This is a genomic window from Paenibacillus sp. Cedars, assembly GCF_003184205.1.
Classification (GTDB): domain Bacteria; phylum Bacillota; class Bacilli; order Paenibacillales; family Paenibacillaceae; genus Paenibacillus_AQ; species Paenibacillus_AQ glucanolyticus.
Genome location: NZ_CP020866.1, coordinates 6,069,022 through 6,091,160, shown reverse-complemented (window position 1 = coordinate 6,091,160; position 22,139 = coordinate 6,069,022). Strand labels below are relative to the sequence as shown.

General features: G+C 50.8%; 18 protein-coding genes. 8 read left to right on the top strand and 10 right to left on the bottom strand.

The features are described 5' to 3' along the window. Positions 1-226: 226 nt before the first annotated feature. Positions 227-1,579, bottom strand: a complete 1,353-nt coding sequence (locus tag B9D94_RS29375; RefSeq protein WP_148248592.1) for an aminotransferase-like domain-containing protein — start codon at positions 1,577-1,579, stop codon at positions 227-229. Between the two features lie 105 nt (positions 1,580-1,684). Between B9D94_RS29375 and B9D94_RS29370 the strand changes: the two genes are divergently transcribed. From B9D94_RS29370 to B9D94_RS29360, 3 genes are all read left to right on the top strand, one after another. Beyond that, positions 1,685-2,284 (top strand): DJ-1/PfpI family protein, encoded by a 600-nt coding sequence (locus tag B9D94_RS29370; RefSeq protein ID WP_063478125.1) that lies wholly within the window; start codon positions 1,685-1,687, stop codon positions 2,282-2,284. Between the two features lie 301 nt (positions 2,285-2,585). Further along, entirely contained in the window at positions 2,586-3,149 is a 564-nt protein-coding gene (locus B9D94_RS29365) for a sigma-70 family RNA polymerase sigma factor (protein ID WP_006207152.1), read from the top strand. Then, positions 3,139-3,642: a DUF3600 domain-containing protein gene (locus tag B9D94_RS29360; protein WP_076153011.1), complete on the top strand. Its 504-nt coding sequence runs from the start codon at positions 3,139-3,141 to the stop codon at positions 3,640-3,642. Before B9D94_RS29365 ends, B9D94_RS29360 begins: the two co-directional genes overlap by 11 nt. Before the next feature lie 192 nt (positions 3,643-3,834). Here the strand turns inward: B9D94_RS29360 and B9D94_RS29355 are convergent, their stop codons facing one another. Both B9D94_RS29355 and B9D94_RS29350 read right to left on the bottom strand, forming a co-directional pair. Next, positions 3,835-4,641 carry a phosphotransferase family protein gene (locus B9D94_RS29355; RefSeq protein WP_006207154.1) on the bottom strand — a complete coding sequence of 269 codons (807 nt, stop codon included), beginning with the start codon at positions 4,639-4,641 and terminating at the stop codon, positions 3,835-3,837. Positions 4,642-4,875: 234 nt separating this feature from the next. Then, positions 4,876-6,450: a sigma-70 family RNA polymerase sigma factor gene (locus B9D94_RS29350; protein WP_063478127.1), complete on the bottom strand. Its 1,575-nt coding sequence runs from the start codon at positions 6,448-6,450 to the stop codon at positions 4,876-4,878. A 488-nt stretch (positions 6,451-6,938) separates the two neighbouring features. On the opposite strand from B9D94_RS29350, the gene trpS reads away from it, so the two are divergent. Then, positions 6,939-7,922, top strand: a complete 984-nt coding sequence (gene trpS / locus B9D94_RS29345) for a tryptophan--tRNA ligase (protein ID WP_148248591.1) — start codon at positions 6,939-6,941, stop codon at positions 7,920-7,922. Between the two features lie 196 nt (positions 7,923-8,118). On the opposite strand, the gene B9D94_RS29340 is transcribed toward trpS, so the two are convergent. Next, a complete protein-coding gene (locus B9D94_RS29340; RefSeq protein ID WP_063478129.1) occupies positions 8,119-9,168 on the bottom strand; it encodes an NAD(P)/FAD-dependent oxidoreductase in 1,050 nt (349 codons plus the stop codon). Between the two features lie 323 nt (positions 9,169-9,491). On the opposite strand from B9D94_RS29340, the gene B9D94_RS29335 reads away from it, so the two are divergent. The 4 genes from B9D94_RS29335 to B9D94_RS29320 all read left to right on the top strand — a co-directional run bounded on the left by B9D94_RS29335 (position 9,492) and on the right by B9D94_RS29320 (position 13,345). Further along, complete coding sequence (locus B9D94_RS29335; protein WP_036640309.1) at positions 9,492-10,364, top strand: ABC transporter ATP-binding protein; 873 nt, start codon at positions 9,492-9,494, stop codon at positions 10,362-10,364. Continuing rightward, a complete protein-coding gene (locus tag B9D94_RS29330) occupies positions 10,318-11,265 on the top strand; it encodes an iron-hydroxamate ABC transporter substrate-binding protein (protein WP_148248590.1) in 948 nt (315 codons plus the stop codon). The genes B9D94_RS29335 and B9D94_RS29330 overlap by 47 nt, the downstream gene beginning before the upstream one ends. A 68-nt stretch (positions 11,266-11,333) precedes the next feature. Beyond that, positions 11,334-12,338, top strand: a complete 1,005-nt coding sequence (locus B9D94_RS29325; RefSeq protein ID WP_063478131.1) for a FecCD family ABC transporter permease — start codon at positions 11,334-11,336, stop codon at positions 12,336-12,338. Then, entirely contained in the window at positions 12,335-13,345 is a 1,011-nt protein-coding gene (locus tag B9D94_RS29320) for a FecCD family ABC transporter permease (protein WP_148248589.1), read from the top strand. Before B9D94_RS29325 ends, B9D94_RS29320 begins: the two co-directional genes overlap by 4 nt. A gap of 195 nt (positions 13,346-13,540) precedes the next feature. On the opposite strand, the gene B9D94_RS29315 is transcribed toward B9D94_RS29320, so the two are convergent. The 6 genes from B9D94_RS29315 to B9D94_RS29290 form a co-directional block, all read right to left on the bottom strand. Continuing rightward, positions 13,541-15,091 carry a BCCT family transporter gene (locus tag B9D94_RS29315; RefSeq protein ID WP_040680066.1) on the bottom strand — a complete coding sequence of 517 codons (1,551 nt, stop codon included), beginning with the start codon at positions 15,089-15,091 and terminating at the stop codon, positions 13,541-13,543. 272 nt (positions 15,092-15,363) lie between these two features. Continuing rightward, positions 15,364-16,341 (bottom strand): ring-cleaving dioxygenase, encoded by a 978-nt coding sequence (locus B9D94_RS29310; protein WP_063478133.1) that lies wholly within the window; start codon positions 16,339-16,341, stop codon positions 15,364-15,366. A 291-nt stretch (positions 16,342-16,632) separates the two neighbouring features. After that, positions 16,633-17,151 carry a peptide deformylase gene (gene def / locus B9D94_RS29305; protein WP_148248588.1) on the bottom strand — a complete coding sequence of 173 codons (519 nt, stop codon included), beginning with the start codon at positions 17,149-17,151 and terminating at the stop codon, positions 16,633-16,635. Positions 17,152-17,155: 4 nt separating this feature from the next. Beyond that, complete coding sequence (locus B9D94_RS29300) at positions 17,156-17,398, bottom strand: helix-turn-helix domain-containing protein (protein ID WP_148248587.1); 243 nt, start codon at positions 17,396-17,398, stop codon at positions 17,156-17,158. A 255-nt stretch (positions 17,399-17,653) separates the two neighbouring features. After that, positions 17,654-18,298 (bottom strand): class D sortase, encoded by a 645-nt coding sequence (locus B9D94_RS29295; RefSeq protein ID WP_148248586.1) that lies wholly within the window; start codon positions 18,296-18,298, stop codon positions 17,654-17,656. Positions 18,299-18,379: 81 nt separating this feature from the next. After that, complete coding sequence (locus tag B9D94_RS29290) at positions 18,380-22,084, bottom strand: LPXTG cell wall anchor domain-containing protein (RefSeq protein WP_148248585.1); 3,705 nt, start codon at positions 22,082-22,084, stop codon at positions 18,380-18,382. Between the last annotated feature and the right edge of the window lie 55 nt (positions 22,085-22,139).

Genomic DNA, 22,139 nt, shown 5'->3' with positions numbered 1-22,139 from the left:
GAGCAATCTGTGAAACTATGAGTAAGTAAAAGACCCACGCCATGACGGTGTGGGTCTTTTACTTGTACATCATTGCGACTGAATATCTCCTACATCGACAATCCATTTAATCATATCCTGACATATCTGAAGGGTTCTTAATAGCAAACTAGAGGCAGCGGCCTAACATGAGGTCGCTGCCTCTAGTTTGTCTTCATGTTGTAAGTCCAAATACAGCCCCCCTCTGTTAACGCACCCTGCGCTCCAAGCGCCGGATCTCCTCCTCAATCACGATAAACCCTGCCTCGATCTGAGGCTGCTCCACGCCGATAATGCATAGCCGGATCCGGTCATTCCGCTGATTCTCCGGCAGCAGGTGCTGGTCCACGTTTGTCACCGAAATCCCCTTCTGCTTCAGACGATCCTGCAGTACAGAAGCTTTCACATACTGCGGCAGTTGCAGGGTGATGAACACGCCTGAGGAAGGGCACGTATATTGAATGCCGCTGCCGAAAACACGTGCGCACACTTCGATAGCATATCGCATCTTCTCTCGGTAATGGTCACGGATTCTGGTGGCATGGCGCCTATACATCCCACTCTTCATGTATAGCTCCAGCGCGCCTTGGGAGAGGATCGGCGACGCTATGTCCGCAGCATTCTTGTAGTTTATGAACAGGTCTACAAGTCGTTCGGGGAGGATGGCGGCACCCATTCGAATCCCCGGAAGAATCGTCTTGGAGAAACTCTTGATATAAATCACCTGCTTGCCATCGTCCAGGGCGTACAATGGATCGGCCTTCGCATCCTCTTCAAGGTCCGCAAGATAATCATCCTCCACGATATAAACACCGTACTTACTCGCAAGCTCCACAATCCGCTTCTTCTGTTCCAGCGAATAAGACGTACCGAGCGGATTGAGAAATCTCGGCACCGTGAAGAAGAATTTGATCTGTCCGCTGCCAAAATGGGCCTCCAGCTCTCCCAGGTCAATCCCCTGAACATCCCGCTGGATTCCGATCACCGGACACCCCGCAACATCCGCGGCCGCCAGGAACCCAAAATACGTCGGCTGTTCCACAAGAACTGCCTGCCCCTCCCCCGGAAACGGCATCCGCGTCAGGATCGAGAAGGCCTGCTGAGCGCCTGTCACCACCACGATCTGGCCTGGCTGCGCAAAGATCTGCTGCGCATGGAAGTGCTTTCGCAGCTCATTCCTCAAGTTGGCGATCCCTTGCGGATCGGTGTAACCGAACAGTTCCTCCTTATACAAGGAAATGGCCTGGCGCAGGCAGTGCTCGATCTGCTGGAACGGCAAAAAATCGCCCCTGGGTGTCGTTGAGGCGAAATCGATCGGCCCGCTTTCAGTCCGTGTATGGGAGCGGACCTTCCCCTCTACCAGATAGTACCCGCTCTTGGATACCGCATAGATCACATCTTCGCGTTCCAAGGTCTGATACGCATGAACGACCGTATTGGGACTGCACGAGAACATGTGGGCCACCGCCCGGATCGATGGCAGCTTATGACCCGGCCGTATATGACCTTCTTCCACTTCCCGGATCATATACGCAACGATTTGTTCATGCTTCGTATCCATCCCGCTCATCCCCCTGTATTAATACAGTTGCTATAAATGGTCCTTCCATTTTCCGAGCTCATGATTAGAATTAGTTTAACACATTTTGAAAGGAAGGTATTTATTATGAAAATGGCTTTCATCCTGTTCCATGGCATGACGGCTCTGGACCTGATCGGCTTCACCGAAGTCATAACCAGGCTCTCCCGCATCCGGCCGGAAGCGGAGGTCTCCTGGGATTACTGCGCGATGACTTCACACATTACCGATGATCGCGGGCTGGAATATGTGATCAGCCGGGTAAAGCCCGATCTTTCCAAGTATGAGCTGGTTTTTGTTCCCGGCGGCTTTGCCACGCGGAAGCTGCGACAGGATTCCGAGGTAATCGCATGGCTGCAGACGGCCCGGGAAGCAAAATACCTCGTTTCCGTCTGCACCGGATCACTGCTGCTTGGGGCAGCCGGTTTGCTGGAGGGCAAGCGAGCTACCTCCAATGCTTCGGCTTACGATCTTTTGGCACCCTACTGCAAGGAGGTCGTTCAAGCGCGCATCGTGCGGGATGGCCGCCTCATTACAGGCGGAGGGGTATCTTCATCCATTGATCTCGGCCTCTTCATGCTTGAAAGGTTAACCGATGCGCCAACCGTGGAGCTCGTAAAATCGGATATGAGCTACCCCTACTACCAGACAGGAACCTCAGCCTCGGTCTATCACGCCATGAATTGACGATGACCAAATCCCTTCAGGACCCGAGCACGATTCCCCAGTTGTTTGTCCGCTTCTCCTAGGTAGTCAAGCTCGTCACCAGCTTCTCTTTGTTCAAACAAGCCTTCCGGAAGCTGTTCCATATTTAATAGATGTGCCAATCCTTCTCTATAATGTGCCTTTCCTCATCATGAAATTTAGTGATACACCCTGAAAAAATCCCTGAAATAGCGAGTATCGCAAAAAAAGTTTATTCTCTTACTGAACCTTTTTGCCCACGGGAGCGAATTAAGAGTTGTAACAAGTTCAGGAGGGGCCCCAAATGAATGATAAAGAGTTACTTCCGTGGCTTGAACAAGCGAAGCTCGGCGACGAGTCGGCCTTTCAGCTTGTCTATCAGGCGACTCATCAAGACGTCTATCGGACGGTTGCTTTTCTCGTCTACAACAAACAGGACATTGAGGATATCGTGAATGAAGTTTACATGCGCATGTGGCGGTCGATGGACAAGTACGACCCGAACCGGCCATTCCGATTTTGGTTGCACGGGATCACGGTCCGGCTTGTCCAGGATTGGAAAAGAAAGGCCTGGCGGCGAATTCGCCTCTTTGAACGAAACCGCCAGACGACTTGCGAACCGTTCGACTGGACGGACAACGCGGTCCTGCGGTCCGAAACGCAGCATGAGCTGTTCAGCCTTGTCCGTCAGTTGTCGTATAAACTTCGTGTCGTCGTTATCCTTCGCTATTTTCACGACTATGCTCTGGAAGAAATCGCAGACATGCTGCAAATCCCCGTTGGCACAGTGAAATCCAGGCATCATCTGGCACTGAAAGAACTCCGAAAACGATTCGAGATGACGGGAGGTGACGCGTATGTCCATTGACAAGGAATTACGTGAAGAGCTTCGCCAGGTGGCAGATTCGATGCACTGTCCACCTGAATTGTATGGGCGTGTTAAACAGTCCTACCAACACTATGCGAACGAAAAGAAAGGTAGATCTCCCATGAAAAAACGCATGCTTGCAGGTATTGCCGCAGTAGCCATCCTGATTCCGTCAGCCGTATATGCTTCTTCCTATCTAGCCGATGGTATATTCGGTTCTTCTACAACCATTGAACAGATCGGCGGTACCCAGGAAGATTATCAAGAGATTGAGGGAATGCTTCAAGCAGCAAAAGACAAACTCACGGAAGACGAATTCAAGGAGTATGTGGAGCTGACCAAGCAGTTGATGCAATTAAAGCTGAAGATCACCGATAAAAATGGGGTCAAACATGAGGAGAAGCTGACCAAAGAAGAGCAGCAGCAGTTTGAGGAGCTCGCCTCCAAGCTGGCTCCGTACTTCGAGAAGATTAAAGGACCCGCCAAGCCGTAAGAAGCAGGGACCCATCCGATGTGGATGGAGTCCCTTTTTTCTCGTCAGGGAGCCCGGGGCGCTGCCCTTATACGATGGTCTGCTCAAAAAGCCATCTCTTGCACCATGGAACAGCACCATTACTTTCAGCTGATCGGCATGACTACGCCTGAGGGCGCATCTACTCTGGAGATGATCGGCATAACCGGCTCATCAAGCATACGCACGTAACCGATCATCAATAAGCTCCATTAGCCATGCCCGTTCACCTGGAACGTCTTCTCTCAATCTGGCTGCCGCTACCGGCAGCATCCAGCGGTGGATATCCTCCCGCTTTGCATGGGACAGGCGGCAGTATTCGTTCAGATATACTCTATTCCACATCGTACGGGCAGCCCGGAGCACAGCCGCCATAATCCTTGATTGCTGCAACGGGTTAAACGGTGACTGAAACATCAGGGATGTCCTGGCGACATCGCACAGAGGGTTACCGACATTGGCGTTGTTCCAGTCAATCGCCCGGCATCCATCCCCCGTAACCACTATATTGTCGGGATGAAAGTCTCCATGACAGATGGAGTCCCCTTCCGGCAAAGACTCCAGCATCTTGCAGATCGTCTGAGCTTTATCCTGTAAAATGCCGCGGGCATCCATTATGGCATGTTCCAAATTTTCCTTTTGCCGCGGCAGTATGGTTGTTGTGCAGCCGTGAGTGGCATGCTGGAGCCGTGCCATATCCCGCGCGCATTTCCTTAACTGGAGCGGGGACGATTGCACCTGATGCAGCATCGAGGACCCTGTAATTCGTTCATATACGAGCCCTGTCCTCCCCTCGAGCTCCACCATGCCAAATACGGCCGGTGCCGGCACGCCGGCTTCCGAAACAATGCGCCCCATCTCCGCCTCATACGTTATCCATTCTGGACGGTACCCTTGGTAGAACAGCTTCAAGGCCTGAAACTCGCCCCATTCATAGACCTCTGCACTCCTGCCTTTTCCGATCAAGACACCCTTCTCCAAAGCACTTCCTCCATATCTTTATCAGCTTGATTTAAATTTCGAACGTATCTTTGACACCATTGTATGCTAAAGAAGCGGCTATGAATTCCCGCCCTGGGATGAGAACCTGCTCCGTCCAGAGACCGAGTTGTTTCATACATGGCGACAGGCCAACCCCATCCCGAAGATCAGTTTTTTTCAAAAAAAGGACGATCCGTCTGGATATTCCAAACGGTTCGTCCCCTTAGTCTGATGTCATTCTGATTCGCCTGCTAGCACTATCGTTCTTTGCTGCAGGTCCCAGCGCCACAGCGGAGCTTTCCCCTGCAGATGCAGGCCGCCAATCCACTTATCGACGATGTTTGTATGGGCGTAGTCCGATTTCGCTGCCAATACATCCCTTCCCAGACTCGTCACCTGAAGCATGCAATCTCGGAAATCGGGAGCCTTCGCCTTGAATCTTGGAAACGATGCTGCGCCATTAATATCCAGCAATGCATGCGGTCCCTCCGTCATTGCGGATAAATAATACCAGAACTCCAGATCACCCATTCCGAGTACATGAAGCTGGTCACCTACCTTCCGAAATAACTCATAAGGTGTGTTGATTCCACCCGCCACAGCCTCTAACGTGGCCTGCTCGATGATCCCGAGCCCGCTGCTCACGGAAGGCAGACGTGACAGGTGAGCTTCAAATGCATCTCTGACAAACGGCAGCGCCGTATAATCATCCTGCAAGATGCGCTGATGTTTCTGCGGCTGATCCGAAGTGTAGGCTTCCCATACCTTACTTCCCAGCGTTAGCTCCTCATCTCCGATTGTGTGCCATGTACCCGCCAAAGTCTCCAGCTGCGCTGAGCTAAGCTGCCCCAACCCACGGAACAGCTCAATACCGGGATACGCGCCTATGCACAGCAGGCTAAGCTTCGTATTCCCCAGCGGCCGGTCCTTAAACCAATTCAACAAATAAGACAGCATCGTCTGGTCAAACAGGTCATGCTCAAACCAAAGGACAACTTCATCATATTTTCCAAAATCCTGCAGCTTCCGCTCCTGCAACTCACAAGTGTCCAGATATTCCTTCTGCGGGATTCCAAGCGTTTGCTCCAAATACTGCGCCCTTGCCTTTCGGTTATCGGGCTCATCCATTTGCGGGAATACCGGACCGAACGAGTACAGCTCCCTCCAAACCAGAATATCCCCCTGGACTTTTCCTTGCTTCAGCTTATCTCCAACCGAATCTCCGTTTACGATATGCAGCATGCGTTTACCTCCCTCATATAGATCAGAGAACACCGATACAAAGTCGGCAACATGAAGCGTGTTCTTCAGCTTCCGCCGTGCATCAAACAGCCTCTTCTTCAAGGCAGACAAGGACACATCCAAATATTCAGAAATCTCCTGAAGGCTGTAGCCCTGAAAATAATACAACTGGACCGCAATTCGCATGTTCGATGGCAATTCCTCTATCGTCCCATGCAACTGACCGATCATTTCTCTCCTCTCCACAATCGACTCCAAGCTTTGCTGATTAATGATGGGCTGCTCAAGCTCATGGAGCGGCAGTGTCCGAAACTGTTTTCTGCGCAGGTATCTGTAGCATTGACGCTCCACGATCACCTTGAACCATCCGGGAAATCGCCGGGGGTCCTGCAGCTTATGGAGATTGCCAAAAGCGTCGGTGAACGCCTCCTGCATCGCATCTTCCGCTAAGTAGGGATCCTGTAATTTGTCGTAAGCCACAGCTAACGCCATGCCTGTATAATGTTTGACCAATTTTTCATGGGCTTCCGCACTACCCCTCTTGGCATCCTCGATCCACTGGAACACTTTCTACCGTACCTCCCTTCATCATGTCTCTATAAAGAAGTGCCACTTTATATGAAAAAGGTTACCTTCCTGATTGACATTCACATAACAACTGTGTAATGATTCTCATCATATCCATCCTGCCTGCACTCATGCTGAACAGGATGGATGAAATTCATGAACAACATACCACACGGCTATGAGAAGGAATAGTAGCTTATTCCCAAGGTTAAAGCGAACCGGCGGTTGGTGCGAGGCCCGGTACCCTGGAATATGTGAATGGATCTTCTCGCTTCAACCCGAACCTCTGGAAACACTAGAGCAGTAGGCCTTGACGGTGCTCCCCCGTTACCTTGGGAGAGATGACAGAAACCAGTGAGCAGTCAAGTCCTCTGTCATGCTTAAGTGCGACACTTCAGTCGAATTCGGGTGGTACCGCGGAGTTACACTTCGTCCCATAGGGGATGAGGTGTTTTTTGTGTTGTTCCAAATGATCAGGAGGTGTGTGAATGAAACGATTATTGTCAGGTATCAAACCCAGCGGAGATTTGAATATTGGCGGATACGGGGGCGCACTTCGCCAGTATGTGAATCTGCAGCATGATTACGAAGCCTATTTTTTTGTCCCGGACTTCCATGCGGTTACGGTGTATCAGGACCCCAGGAAGCTGCACCAGCGTACGCGGGACATTGCCGCTCTCTACATCGCGTCGGGCATTGATCCGCGCAAAGCGACAATCTTTCTGCAATCGCAGGTTCCTGCGCATGCGGAGCTTGGATGGTTGCTGGAGACGCAAGCGCATTTCGGGGAGTTAAAGCGAATGACCCAATTCAAGGAGAAATCGGACGGCAAAGATACGGTGAGCTCTGCACTGTTTACGTACCCGGTTCTGATGGCTGCCGATGTGCTGCTCTATCAGGCAACGCATGTGCCTGTCGGCGACGACCAGAAACAGCATCTGGAGCTGACCCGTGATGTGGCAGAGCGCTTTAATAACCGGTTTGGCAGCACGTTTATAATCCCTGAGCCGATCATTCAGGATATTGGCTCCCGGGTCATGGGATTGGATGATCCATCGAAGAAGATGAGCAAGAGCAATCCCAACAAGAACAGCTGCGTCCACATGATGGATTCGCCGGAGGATATCCGCAGGAAGTTCTCCAAAGCCGTTACCGACTCCGAAGGCGAGGTTCGTCACGATTGGGAGCAGAAGCCTGCTGTCAGCAATCTGATCGAGATCTATTCCGTATTCTCCGAGGAAGATATCTCCGTCATCGAGAAGCGATATAATGGCCAGGGGTATGGCACCTTCAAGAAGGAATTGGCTGAGGTGGTCATTGAGAAGCTGCTTCCGATTCAAGAGAAGTTCCATCAAATCGTGGATTCTTCCGAGCTTGACCGCATCTTGATAGATGGGGCCCAGCGGGCTGCCCAAACTGCCAGCAGAACACTCCTTGCTGCCAAGAAAGCGATGGGTTTTGTCACGTTTTGAAAGAACCGCAGGGCGTCCATTTGTTGACGGTTTCCTTAGGGAATCAGATCAAAGGGGCGCCCTGACTCTGATGGCGCAGCTGATCAGCTACGGCCCGTTGATTACTTCAGGGATTACCCAGAACAATAGGGGAACGCAAAAAAAGAAGCTCGGATTCCCTCGCTTCTCTTCTATAATAAAGCGGCATGCCTTCGTTCTAATTGATCAATTGCTTCACTAATTCGCGATTTCGTTCCTTAAATACATCATTATGCGAAGAAACCATGGCGTAACTTGTGGCGTCCGGTTCAATGTATTGCTTCGCGCTGTTCACCGCATTCGCTGCATCCTGGAAAGCACCCGCAATCAAGTGCAGCTTCCCGTCAAAATGCAGGATGTCACCTGCGGCATACAGTCCGGGTACGGAGGATTTACAGCTTGCGTTGCCCGCAATATAGTAGTCGTCTTTCCGTTCAATATCGAGCTTGCTGTTCTCCAAGAGCGACATATCCCGTTCGTAGCCATGGTTAATGATGACTTCGTCCACGGCCAGATACGAAACTTCCCCCGTCTCGTTATTGGTCAGTTCCACCCGCTCGATCACCTCATGATTATCGGAAGCAATAAGCTTCGTGATTGATGTATTGAGATGACAGGTCGCCGTACTGTTCATCAGCTGCTCCACCTGGGCTTCATGACCCGACAATTCGCCCTTGCGATAGGCCAGGAACACCTTCTCCGCCACAGGCTCCAACTCGTTTGCCCAATCCACCGCCGAATTTCCTCCGCCCGACACGATGACGGTCTTGCCCTTGAAATGCTGCAGGGACTTCACCGTGTAATTCAGGTTCGACACTTCAAACCGCTCTGCTCCTTCAATCTTCAGCTTCTGCGGATTCAGGATACCTCCGCCGACCGCCACGATAACCGTTCGGGACAGATGCACGCCGGAATGCGCGGTATGTAATTCGAATAGCCCTTCCTCGTTACGGACAATCGATTCCACTTTCTCGTTTAGCAGCACTTCGGGATTAAACGTCAAGCCTTGCTGAACCATCTGTTCGATCAGCTTCGCGCCCGGAGTCGGCGTCAGCCCGCCGACATCCCATATCATTTTCTCCGGGTAGACGTGAACCTTCCCGCCTAGCATGGGTTGATATTCTATAATCTTGGTCTTCATTCCACGCAGTCCACTATAAAAAGCAGAATATAATCCTGCTGGTCCTCCACCAATAACGGTTACATCAAATATCTCATTCCCACTCATGCATTTCACTCCCGGTCTATAGATTAAAAGGCTGTTGTGATCACCTTGTAACGTAAATGATTATCATTATCAATTAGTATACGTTGACTTCCTCTGTTTTACAATCAAACATTTATTAAAAATTCATTTTGTCACAATTTCGCCTATATACAGTCATTCCATAAGACCATAACCTACATGTTGTTATTATTATGAAGAAACATGAATATTATTTGAAATTTCCATTAAGATATTTATTGACAACGGCGCGCCTCCACATTATATTTATGGATGAAATTGAGAATCATTATCGTTTGATTGCTAACTATTCTGGAGGTGACATGATGATTCGCCTAAGTACAGATCGAATAAGCGTCGGCTACGGCGAGAATCTGATATTGAATCGTCTTAATGTAGATATTCCTGATAAAAGAATCACAACTATTATTGGTCCTAACGGCTGCGGCAAGTCTACTCTTTTGAAAGCCGTTACGCGCATTATTCCCTATCAAGCCGGAGCTGCCATTCTCGATGGAGAAGAAATCGCCAAGATGAATACAAAGCTGCTGGCGAAGAAACTCGCGATTCTGCCTCAGACACCCGAAGGGCCAGGCGGACTGACCGTTGGCGAGCTGGTATCTTATGGCCGCTATCCACATCAGCGCGGTTTTGGCCGCTTGTCCAAGCAGGATATGGAAGTCATTGACTGGGCTCTGGAGGTTACGGGAACCCAGGAATATAAATATCGCTCGGTGGATGCTCTATCCGGTGGGCAGCGCCAGCGGGTATGGATTGCGATGGCACTTGCGCAGGAGACCGAGATGATTTTCCTCGACGAGCCGACCACTTATCTGGATATGGCGCATCAGCTTGAAATCCTGGAGCTTCTGGAGAAGCTGAATATCGAGCAGCAGCGTACCATTGTCATGGTTCTGCATGATCTCAACCAGGCTGCAAGATTCGCTGATTACATCATTGCGATGAAAGACGGAGACATCATTCAAGCCGGAGATCCGGAAGAGGTTATCTCCCACGATGTATTAAAGAAAGTATTCCATATCGATGCAGAGATCGGCCGCGATCCCCGCACCGCGAAACCTATATGCATCACATACAATCTATTAAAAGGGGAAAAAGAGAATGTACTCAAAACGGAGCAAAACGACAACTATGAAGAAGCTACTCATCCCGTTTATCGCACTGCTGTTCATTCTTAGCGCTTGCAACAGCAAGCCGGCAGTGACAAGCAGCAGCAATGCAGGAACTACCGAAACACCTAAAGCGGAACAAACGGAAACTGCAGCGGGAACCATTACATATGAGTCCGAGAACGGACCCATCGAGGTGCCGGCCAATCCGCAGCGTGTCATTGTGTTATCCGCGTTCACAGGCAACCTGATTGCGCTGAACGTCAATCTTGTCGGGGTTGATTCCTGGTCTAAAAGCAATCCGGCATTTGCGGATAAAATCAAGGATGCTATGGAAGTCAGCGACGAAAGTCTGGAGAAAATCATTGAGCTTGATCCCGACCTGATCATCGGTCTCTCCAATATCAAGAATGTCGACAAACTCAAGGAGATTGCGCCAACCGTTACCTATACCTACAACAAAGTGGATTATCTGACCCAGCATCTGGAGCTCGGAAAGCTGGTTAACAAGGAGAAAGAGGCGCAAGCATGGATCGACGATTTCAAACAACGCGCCCAAAAAGCCGGTGAGGATATCCGTGCCAAAATCGGTGAGGATGCCACGGTATCCGTCATCGAGAATTTTGAAAAGCAAATTTATGTATTCGGCGATAACTGGGGCCGCGGTACCGAAATTCTCTACGGGGAAATGAAACTGAAAATGCCTGAAAAGGTAAAAGAAATGGCATTGAAAGACGGCTACTATGCGCTGTCCGCCGAAGTACTGCCGGAGTTTGCCGGCGACTACGTGATCTTCAGTAAAACCCCTGGGGCGGATAGCTCTTTCCAGGAAACCGAAACATACAAACAAATACCGGCTGTGAAGAATGGCCACGTATTCGAAGCTGATGCGACACGGTTCTATTTTAACGATGCTACTACGCTCGACTACCAACTGGATTTCTTTATTGAACATTTTCTGGGCAACTAACATATGAATCTGCCCTGGGCCAGACTAACTACGAGTTATTCAAACTTTAAAATGAAAAGATGATTCTCATGCCAACAAAACGGTCTATTCCTTTTTCTCTTAAATTGATCGCAGGCATCATCGTATTCATTGGCATGTTTGTCATTGCGATGGTGTTCGGTGCGGCTGAAACCACCATCAAGGATGTGTGGTTTGCCCTTACCACCTCAATGCAAGGCGAGAAATTATCCATCCTTCGGGAAATTCGCCTGCCCCGTGAGGTTGCTGCCATTCTGGTAGGAGCCTCGCTAGCGGTCTCCGGCGCCATCATGCAGGGAATCACGCGCAATCCGCTGGCTGACCCCGGTCTGTTAGGCCTTACCAGCGGAGCCAATGCGGCTCTGGCTTTTACGCTGGCCTTCATTCCTACCGCCAATTATTTCGGCATTATGGTGGCCTGCTTCATTGGATCGGCGGTTGGGGCTGTCATGGTCTTCGGAATCGGAGCCATGCGAAGAGGCGGCTTCTCTCCCCTGCAGATGGTGTTGGCCGGTTCAGCTGTCTCGGCATTTTTGTACGCCATCGCAGAAGGCATCGGTATTTATTTTAAAATATCCAAAGACATATCCATGTGGACGGCTGGCGGCGTAATCGGCACGTCATGGGGTCAGCTTCAGACGATATTTCCGTTTATTCTAATAGGCATTGTCATCGCCATCGTATTATCCAGACAGCTGACCATCCTCAGCTTGAGCGAAGAAGTCGCTGTCGGCTTGGGGCAAAATATCGCAGCCATCAAACTCATTCTGTTTGTGGTGATTGTCCTCTTGGCAGGAACGTCCGTAGCATTGGTAGGGAATCTGGCCTTCCTCGGCCTCATGATTCCTCATATCGTCCGCGGTATCGTTGGAACCGATTACCGCCACGTGATTCCGATGTCGGCAACGGTTGGAGCCATCTTCATGCTGTTTGCTGACACGGTCGGCCGGACGCTGCATGCTCCTTATGAGACGCCGGTTGCTGCCCTGATTGCCATTATGGGATTGCCCTTCTTCCTGTTCATTGTGCATAAAGGAGGGCGTGGACTAACATGATTCATCCATCCTTAGTAAGAAAGCAGCGCATAACATTTATTGCCCTGTTCGTGCTGACACTGCTGACCATCCTGATCGGGCTTGGTCTGGGTTATTCGTCCGTCAGCTATGACCGGATTCTGCCGACCCTGTTCGGCCAGGGCAGCTTCAAAGAAAAGTTCATTATCTTTGATGTTCGTCTGCCGCGCATGATCATCACGCTGCTGGCAGGAATGGCACTTGCGCTCTCCGGTGCTATTCTGCAGAACATTACCCGCAACGACCTCGCTGATCCCGGCATTATCGGAATTAACTCCGGCGCCGGGGTAGGGGTAGCTGTATTCTTCTTGTTCTTCCCGATTGAGGCGGGTTCCTTTATATACATGCTGCCGCTTGCCGCATTTATCGGTGCCGTGCTGACCGCGGTGTGTATCTACCTGTTCTCATTCCGAAAAGGCCAAGGCCTGCAGCCCGTTAAACTGGTGCTTACCGGCGTCGGGTTCTCCATGGCGCTTTCGGGTGTCATGATTGTACTCACTTCATCCGCTGAACGAACCAAGGTCGATTTTATAGCCAAATGGTTAGCGGGTGGTATATGGGGTACCGATTGGCCCTTCATTGCTGCGCTTCTGCCATGGCTGATTATCCTGATTCCCTTCACGCTGTACAAAGCGCAGCGAATGAACTTGCTGGGATTAAGCGACCCCGTAGGCATCGGGGTGGGCGTGTCCATCGAGAAGGAACGCATTGTGCTGCTTCTGGCAGCTGTAGCTCTTGCAGCATCTGCCGTGTCTGTGACGGGCGGCATTACGTTCATTGGACTCATGGGCCCGCATATCGCCAAAGCGCTCGTAGGTCCGCGGAATCAGCTCTACATTCCGATTGCTGTATTGATTGGCGGCTGGCTGCTGCTGCTTGCAGACACGATCGGGCGCAATATCGTAGATCCTGACGGCATCGCCGCCGGGATCATGGTTGCCATCATCGGTGCGCCGTATTTTGTATATTTGCTGCTCAAGAAAAAATAACAGGTTTTCCTGCTGGTTTTCCCAAAGCCTTTATTGCTCCCCCCGGGTGTAATAAAGGCTTTTTTTTGCAGTACGACCGTTGTGGTCCATGCAGAGCCTATATCTTCAGCAACAAAATAAAAAGGGAACACTGCATGAGTGCCCCTTATGGTAAACCGTAAAGTATCTGTTCCCGCTTCTTACGACGGTTTCTTCTCACTTCTTACCCTTGTTCGCAGCCTCCTCCAGATGACGGAACCGTTTGAGATCGGCCTTCCGAATCGGAAGCGGTTCACGGCGCAGCAGCTTCACGATCGCAATAATGAGAAGCAGCAGCAGCACGGTGAATGGCAGTGCTGCGATCAGTGAAGCCGTCTGCAAGGCTTCCAATCCACCGGCGTAGAGCAGCACGCCGGCAATTGCTGCCATGAGTGTGCCCCACACGATTTTTGCAATTTGAGGAGGGTTCAGGCTGCCGTAAGTCGTCATGCTGGATAAGATATAGGTCGCTGAATCCGCCGAAGTCACCAGAAAGGTCAGAATCAAGATAATCGCGAGCACATTCATCACAGACGAGAAGGGCAACTGGTTAAACAGCTGGAATAAAGCGGAGGTGACATCCGCATTGACGGCCGCCGCAATCCCTGTATTCTCGTGCAGATCAAACCAAATTGCCGTCCCGCCGAAGACAGCAATCCAGAGACAGGCAATGACGGGCGGCACGACCATCACACCCACAATGAATTCCCGAACGGTTCTTCCCTTGGAAACTCTGGCTACGAAGGCTCCCACATATGGCGACCAGGCAATGGCCCACGCCCAGTAAAAAATCGTCCATTCCCGTACCCATGTCCCTTCCGCATAAGGTTGGAGCCTCAAGCTGTACGACACAAAATTCGAAACATAATCCCCGATTGCCAGCGTAAACGTTTCTAGTATGAATACAGAGGGTCCGGTAATAAATACAAACAATAAAAGGACAAGTGCCATCGCAAGGTTCAGATTGCTTAAATACTTAATGCCCTTGTCCAGTCCCGTAGTCGAAGAGATCATATATGCTACAAAAATAATCCCCAGCACGATCAATTGCAGACCGACCCCATTGTTTATTCCCATAATGGAGTTTAAGCCGCCGCTCATTTGCAGCACGCCCAGTCCAATAGAGGTAGCTATCCCCATGACTGTAGCGATAACGGCCAGAATATCAATCGTATTCTTCACGCCCCGTTTGGTGCCGGTGACAGGTTCAAGTGCCGTAGAGACCAGCCCGTCCTTCTGCTTGCGAAATTGGAGAAAAGCGATGACAAGACCAACCAAGGCGAAGACGGACCACTGACTGATTCCCCAATGAAAAAAGGAATAGCCCATAGCCACACGCGCGGCCTCAACGCCCTCTGCTTCCACGCCTGCAAAGGGTGTATTAAAGAAATGGCTCATCGGTTCGGCAACACCCCAGAATACCAGCCCCACCCCGAAACCGGCGGAGAACAGCATGCCGATCCAGGTAAAGAACGGATAATCCGGCTTTTCCTTGTCTCCGCCTAAACGAATCGTGCCATATTTGCTTGCCGCAACCCAAATCAGAAAGACGATGATGATGAATATCGAGAGCAAATAGAACCAACCGAAACTATTGGTTGTGAATCTAAAAAGATACCCTGCTACTTCCCCGAATGCCCCCGGTCTAATTGCCCCCAGGACAGCCAAAACCGCAATGATTACGGCCGATATCGAAAATACAACGTTTTTAAACAAACTTCCTTTCACACGCTCCACCTCAGCCAATTCGTTATGGATTCCTATACAGTATTTGTATTTAAACCAGAATTGATGTACTTAATCGGTAAATTGGCTTGTTGCAGTGAATTGTCATCTACAGGGAGATCGTGAGACAACAGCCCGGCGGTGGCTGGCTGTACATCATATCGTGGATCTTCCACTCAGGTTGAATGTGATGGCATGAATATAGTCGTTACATAAAAAAAAGCAATCCGCCGCTTGTTATAAACAAGCCGGATTGCTTCTTGGACTCACGATATTTATTCCTTCACGAATTCCTTCGTGCTGCGCACCGTGTCAATCTGACGAACCATACCCTCAATCTGCTCGCGCTTCGATTCCAGGAATGGAGGCAGGGACAATTTCTCGCCCAGCGTTTCATACGGCTCATCCCCCATGAAGCCCGGACCGTCGGTTGCGAATTCAAACAGAATCTGCGGGGCCACCCGTGCATACAGGGACTGGAAGAAGAAGCGGTCCACGAAGCCGGATGTATGGAACTGGAAGTCGTCCAGACGCTTGATCCAGTGCTCCAGCACCGATCGGTCCTCTACCCGGAAGGCAGCGTGATGAACGGTTCCGAAGCCCTGCTGCGCTCTTGGAAGAACCGCATTATACTCAACCACCACCTGAGCGCCATTGCCGCCTTCACCAACCTCAAACAGATGAAACGAGCCTTCCTTGGCAATTTCCGTAAACTGCAGCACGTTCTCCATCACTTCCTTGAAGGGATCAAAGCTGGAGACCCGCACAAAGACCGGGCCAAGTCCGGTAATGGCATGTTCCAGCGGGATCGGTCCATTCTGCCATGGCGTTCCCGAAGCCACGCCTGCATTGTTCTCATCGGAGATGAGTTGATACTGCTGATCATCAAAATCAACAAAAGCAAGTGTTTTCTTGCCAAACAGCTCTTGAATGCCTTGGTGCTTCACATCCATCCGGTCAAAACGCTGAACCCAATATTCCAATGCCGCATCATTAGGAACCCGAAATGAGGTTTTGTAAATCTCGTCTGTGCCATGTCTTCCTTTTGGAATACCCGGGAAATCAAAGAAGGTCATATCCGTTCCCGCACTCCCCTTATCATCGGCGAAGAACAAATGGTACGTCCGAATATCATCCTGATTGACCGTCTTCTTCACCAAACGCATCCCCAGAACATAAGTGAAGAACTCATAGTTCTTCTCAGCACTGCTTGTAATCGCTGTTACGTGGTGAATTCCTTTTAATCCATTCATGTTTAAATTCCTCCATCTCATATCATAAATTGTTTGCACGACTATCTTGAATTATTACTTCGATTTAATATATCTTTAATTTAAGATAATAATATCATGATATTCCTGGTTCGTCAATCCCTTCAAGAATTCGAAAATTTGTCGATATCAAAAAAAGAATCGTAAAACAACACATCGCAAAAACGGTCGGAGAGGCTCCGACCGTTTTTTTGTACACATTGTGCAAACATGAGTAGTCGGGGACATGCTTGGATCGCTGTCGACCATCATTAGGCAGCCTTCATGATTGCGCTACGTACCTGTATTGGATAGCCCAATAACAGGGAACAACTCAACGCGCCGATGAGTCTCCTCATGGTACAGCCATCCATCCCGAACATGGTCCACAAAAAGCAGTCCATTAAGATGGTCGATCTCATGCTGCATACACCTCGCCAGGTAATCCTCACCTTCCAGGATGATCGTCTCTCCCTGCCGATTCAGGGTCTTCACCTTAACGTGATGGGCTCTTTGCACATACCCGTAATATCCTGGATAAGATAGACAAGCTTCCGGGCCCACCTGCTCACCGTTCATCTCCACAATTTCAGGATTAATAAGTTCAATCAACCCTTCACCGCAGTCCATAACAATAAGTCTTCGCAAAATACCGATTTGTGGTGCGGCAAGGCCGGCACGGCCAGCGCTGTCATACAACGTTTCCGCCATATCATCGAGTATCTTTAATGCCCTCGCATTCACGGGATCAACAGGCCGCGCGACTTTTCGCAGAATGGGATCGCCGAATGGCACTATAGCTTTTACTGTCATCCATTTATGCCCCCTTTGTTTTAGAAGGAGGTGTATGCACCCATAAGTCCCCTGGAGTACACTCTAAGGTTGTGCACAGGGCATCTAACGTCTCTGCCTTCATCTGCCTGGGCTGGCTCGTCAGCAATGCACTAATGGAAGCCGCTGAAAGACTGTAATCGGCCTTCTCTTTCATCAGCCTCCCTAACGCAGCTCCCGACCATATCCCTCTCTTTGCCATAACGTTTCGTAGCATCCATTCGAGCAAAGGGTCCCCCTCCATTCCACACACAATATTAGTTCACACCTTATTTTATTAGGTGTCACCTAATATTACAAACTATTTTCCTGCTAATATAGAGGCATAATCTCAAGAAGAGCAGCACTGGGTTCAATCGCCCAAAAACAAACGGAAAGGGACTTCCCCAAAATCATACAGATTTCCCGGAAGCCCCTTAAGGTCTCATCTCACTTCATATACCGCTACCGCAGCACTTCTTGCAGATCTGCGACAATCAATCTGCTAGCCTGATACCCGTTCAGCCTGGACGATAAGACGATGAGTCGCCTCGTAAAGAGGGTCGCAAGTAATCAGCGTAAGCCTCTGTTCATAAGGGTTGCCTTCCAATACGGACACATCCGTTGGTTCCACAATCGAGATCTGATCCACGCGATAAACCAACTCGCGTCCTGCTGTCATAATAATGATCTCATCACCGTATGTGAGCTCATTCAACCGATTAAATAGCCGCCCGGTCTTATGGGCACGATGGGCAGCAATGGCTGCATTCCCGGTGTGGCCGAGCTTCGCCGTACCCGTAACGCGAGCCGCTGCATTTTTCATGTTAGACTGGGTTGCCCCTTCAAGAATGGGCAGCTCCAGATCCAGCTTATCAATTCGAATAATGCCGATGGGCGATCCGGCTTCATAATCAGCAGGCTCCTCTTGTCCGGAAGCAGCCATCTCTCCCTCGTCCAGGATGCGAGACAATTCCATGTACTGATAAGCAGCGGAATCTTGTACAGAACGCTGCTCAGCTTCGACCTCTAATCGCGCGGCTTCCCTCAGCAATTCCTTCTGCTGGCGGTCCCCATTCCAATCGCGAAGGATTGGATATAAGAACACGAGAAGCCCAACCACGATAAGAGCAATTGAGAGTTTTCTCATTCTATCCGTCCTTCCCTATGGATGAATTAACATTCAAAATCCCCCTCTCCATGCACCAGCAGGAGAAGGGGATTTCATCCATTATTGACGCTTATTGCGCAGACGACTCAAGAAGAAACCTGCGAGCATAAGTGCAAGCCCTCCGAATTGGAGTGGATGCGGATTGCTCTCTCCTGTTTTCGGAAGCATGGCGGCCCCGCTGTCCGGTTTGGTTTCATCAACCGGATCGGCGCTATTCGCATCATGCTCCGTCGGTGGAGCCGGCTTATCTTCCGGCTTGGATATCTCATTACTAACCAAAGCGCCCTCTTCCGGTTCCTCTACAGGAATCGGTTCTGGATCAACTTCGCCCGGAACTGCCGGGTCAACCGGATGGGCTGGCTTGTCCACCCCATCGTGATCACCGGGCAATACAATCTCCCCGGGGACGGTCGGCGTCCCGTTATCGGAATGACCTCCCGGTGATGGGCCAGGGCTGCCCGGATCAGGGCCAGGGGTGCCCGGATCGGGACCGGGGTTACCTGGATCAGGGCCAGGGGTGCCTGGATCAGGGCCAGGGGTGCCCGGATCAGGACCGGGGGTGCCTGGATCAGGGCCCGGGGTGCCTGGATCAGGGCCAGGGGTGCCCGGATCAGGGCCCGGGGTGCCTGGATCAGGGCCAGGACTGCCTGGATCAGGACCCGGGGTGCCCGGATCAGGACCAGGGGTGCCCGGATCAGGGCCGGGTGGAACGCTTTTTTTGCTGTTCGTGATGATGATTCGCTTGATGTTGCCTGTCTGTTTAATGCTTGAATCGATCGTAACCGTAGTCGTCGCCTGATCGATCACATACCCTTGCGGAGCAGCCGTCTCTTCCAGAACATATTGGCCATACAGCAATTTTGTAAACAACACCTTGCCGTCCGCATCGGTTGTCAGTGTCACGGCTGGTCGCTTGCCCTCTTGGTCTCGAAGAACGAAGACGGCTCCTTCCAGGGCAAGAGCAGCATCATCCTTATCGACTTTCAGGACCTCCAGACTGCCGCGGACCCCGGAGCCGGTGCCGGAGCCTGAAGACATGCGTACTTCGATCTCCTGTGTAGTCTCACGGATACCGGTTGTAATACCAAGCCCCTCAAAGGAGACGCTATTGCCCACCTTTTCTCTGTCTGCCGCATCAATCAGTGTTTCATACTCCACAATATAAGCCTTATCAATCGGGTTCTTGAAGCGAAGCACGAAGTATTCGGTCGCTCCATAGATGAATTCCAGCGTGTAGTCCTGGTCACGCACTAACTCGGCTGCCTTGGAAACCGCACCATTCGCGGCAACAGTGGTTGCGTAGACGTGGAACGAATCTTCCACCAGGATGAGATTGCTTGTGGGCTCATCCATAATCGTGGCTTCTTCCACATAAGATTGACCGCGGTTGACATAGACGGTCCACTTCAGCTTCTCACCGTTCTGCACGCCGTTCTTGAATACATATTCGCCACCTTGCGGAATGCTCACCTTGGTCGTCCACTCCGCCAGCTTGCTTGTGCCATCAAGAAAAATGCCTGTATTCGACACTTCGCTTGCGATGACCTCTCCGTCTAACGTGGTTTTGAACACAATCTGATAAGGGCTGTTGATAGCGTTCTTGAACGCTACCCGCAGCTCGTTGCCATTAGCTTCATCCGGAAGCACCGCATCATACAGGATCGGGTCTACGAGATCTCCCCGAGTTGTCCCGTTAGCAGCGCCCGTCAGTTTCATTTCATATACGAGAAGCGACCCTGGAACAAACTTCTGATTCTGCAGCAGCTTATCGGTGAAGACGGCTTGTGCCACTTCTTTTTTATTATAATTTGCCCGGATGGTCCAGGAGATCTCCTTGGTTCGCGGATTGTATGCACCGCTCTTGTCCCCGTTCGTCTTCGTTAAATTATCGGGGCTCAGCACAGCGTCCTTTGTTATCGTCTTGTTCTGGGTACCTTCAAGCCAAGCCAGATGAGCCCGGTTACGGAACTCGGACTTGGTCTTATCGATTTTCCAATCGTTGTTGAAAGTCGTGGTGTACGTCACCTTCAAAGTCTCGTTGAACGTCTGATGGAAGGTAACCGTGAAGCCTTTCTTAGGCTCGTCTTCCTTCGCCGTATACCAGGAGGGATCAACCGCACTTCCATCTGCGTGGAGCACCTTCAGCGTACCGGCAACCAGCTCTAACCCGCCATTCGGGAACGTATCGGTCAGTACCACCGAGTCCATATCGAACTGGTCTTCGTTGAGGCTGATTTCCCATGTTGTCGTTTTGGCGTTGTAATCCACCGCTCTATTGTACTTCTTGAGGATAACAGCCTCATGCTTCTGGCTAGCCGTCTTCGTTACGCCATTGGCCTTAACCGTATTTGCCACAGTCTCATCGGTATAGATGCGATCATCGGTTTTGGTCCTATAGGTGATGATATAGCCGGAATCGATATCACTTTGGAAGGACAGATCAAATCCGTTCTTCCCATTATCATTCTGTACAGGTGTCAGGATATAATCGGTTCCCTCAACCAGCTCCGCGCCTCCGGTTCCGGCATGTCTTACCTTAAATGAGCCGGATTCCAGCTCCTGAGTCCCGTTGAAGCGGTCTACCAGAACGGCATCCTGCCGGGAAATCTCTTTTTCACGGAAATTGTATTCGATACTCCAGCCGATCGTCCGGGTGCCCTTGTCATAGCTGGCAACCTTCTTTGTCAACAGCTCTCCGCGATCGATTGTCACCGTGGCGTTCACCGTTTGTTCCGGCATTCCGCTCCCCGATAATGCAGCGTTATTCGTGAAACTCGTCTCATCGCCCTTGCCTACTGCCGTCGTATATTCCACGCGATAAGCCGATGTGATCTTCTGGTCAAAAGCAATCGTGAATGCAGAAGGCCCCGTATTCAGGCTGAACCCTGCCGTCACCTCCGCTCCGCGTACCGTGCTTCCATCAATATTGACGTCCAGCTTGTATACCTTCACAGAGCTCTCATCCAGGGTTAACCCTGCTGGAATCTGATCCTGTATGACCGCTAAGTCAATCGGATGCAGGATGGTGTTCGCATCGATCCTCCAAAGGATGCTCGACGCTTGATTGGCTTGTCCCTTCTTGTCCAGATGGGAGCCTTTTACCGGTTTGATATACAGGATAGCCACTTGCTCCCCGTCCCGGATCGGGAATGGGATTCGTACTTCCGTGCTGCCCTTAACGGTCTCCTTGCTAATCTCGGTGAGGAATTCCAGCGTCCCCCGTACCTCGGAGTTGTTAACCTCATCATTAAAGGTCATCACCACATGGCCGCTCGTCGATACAGAGAACGTCCCCACATCGCCGCCATCGGCAAGGAGACTCCCGTTAAAGCTGTTATAAATTTTGAAGGCGCCCGGAATGTCGAATTCAAAGGTCGAGCCGTCGACGTAATCATGCCCATTCGGCAGCTCCCATTCATACGACAAGCTCACGTCCGAGCCAAGCTCAATACGCTCTCCCAGATCCGGATTGTATACCGAATCAATGACCGTACCGTTCTTGTCCTTAATCGTAACCTTCGTCAGAATGCTCTGTCCTGCGCCTGCGTTCGCCCCTTGCGTCTGGCCCGGATCTTGATATACCACATCCGTTACCGAATCCGCAGGTCCATTCCCGTTGCCCGGATCCAAGGGATCCACCGACACAACCGGATCAGCTGGTGCAGCCCATGCACGACCCGAATCATAAAACCCTGCACCCGTACCGAACATCCCCTGAAACAGCAGCAGGAGTGCCAGTACCAGAATGCTTCCTTTCTTCCACATCGTATAGATCCACCTCTTTGTATGATTTCATCTGTTCTAAAAATGAATGCTATGA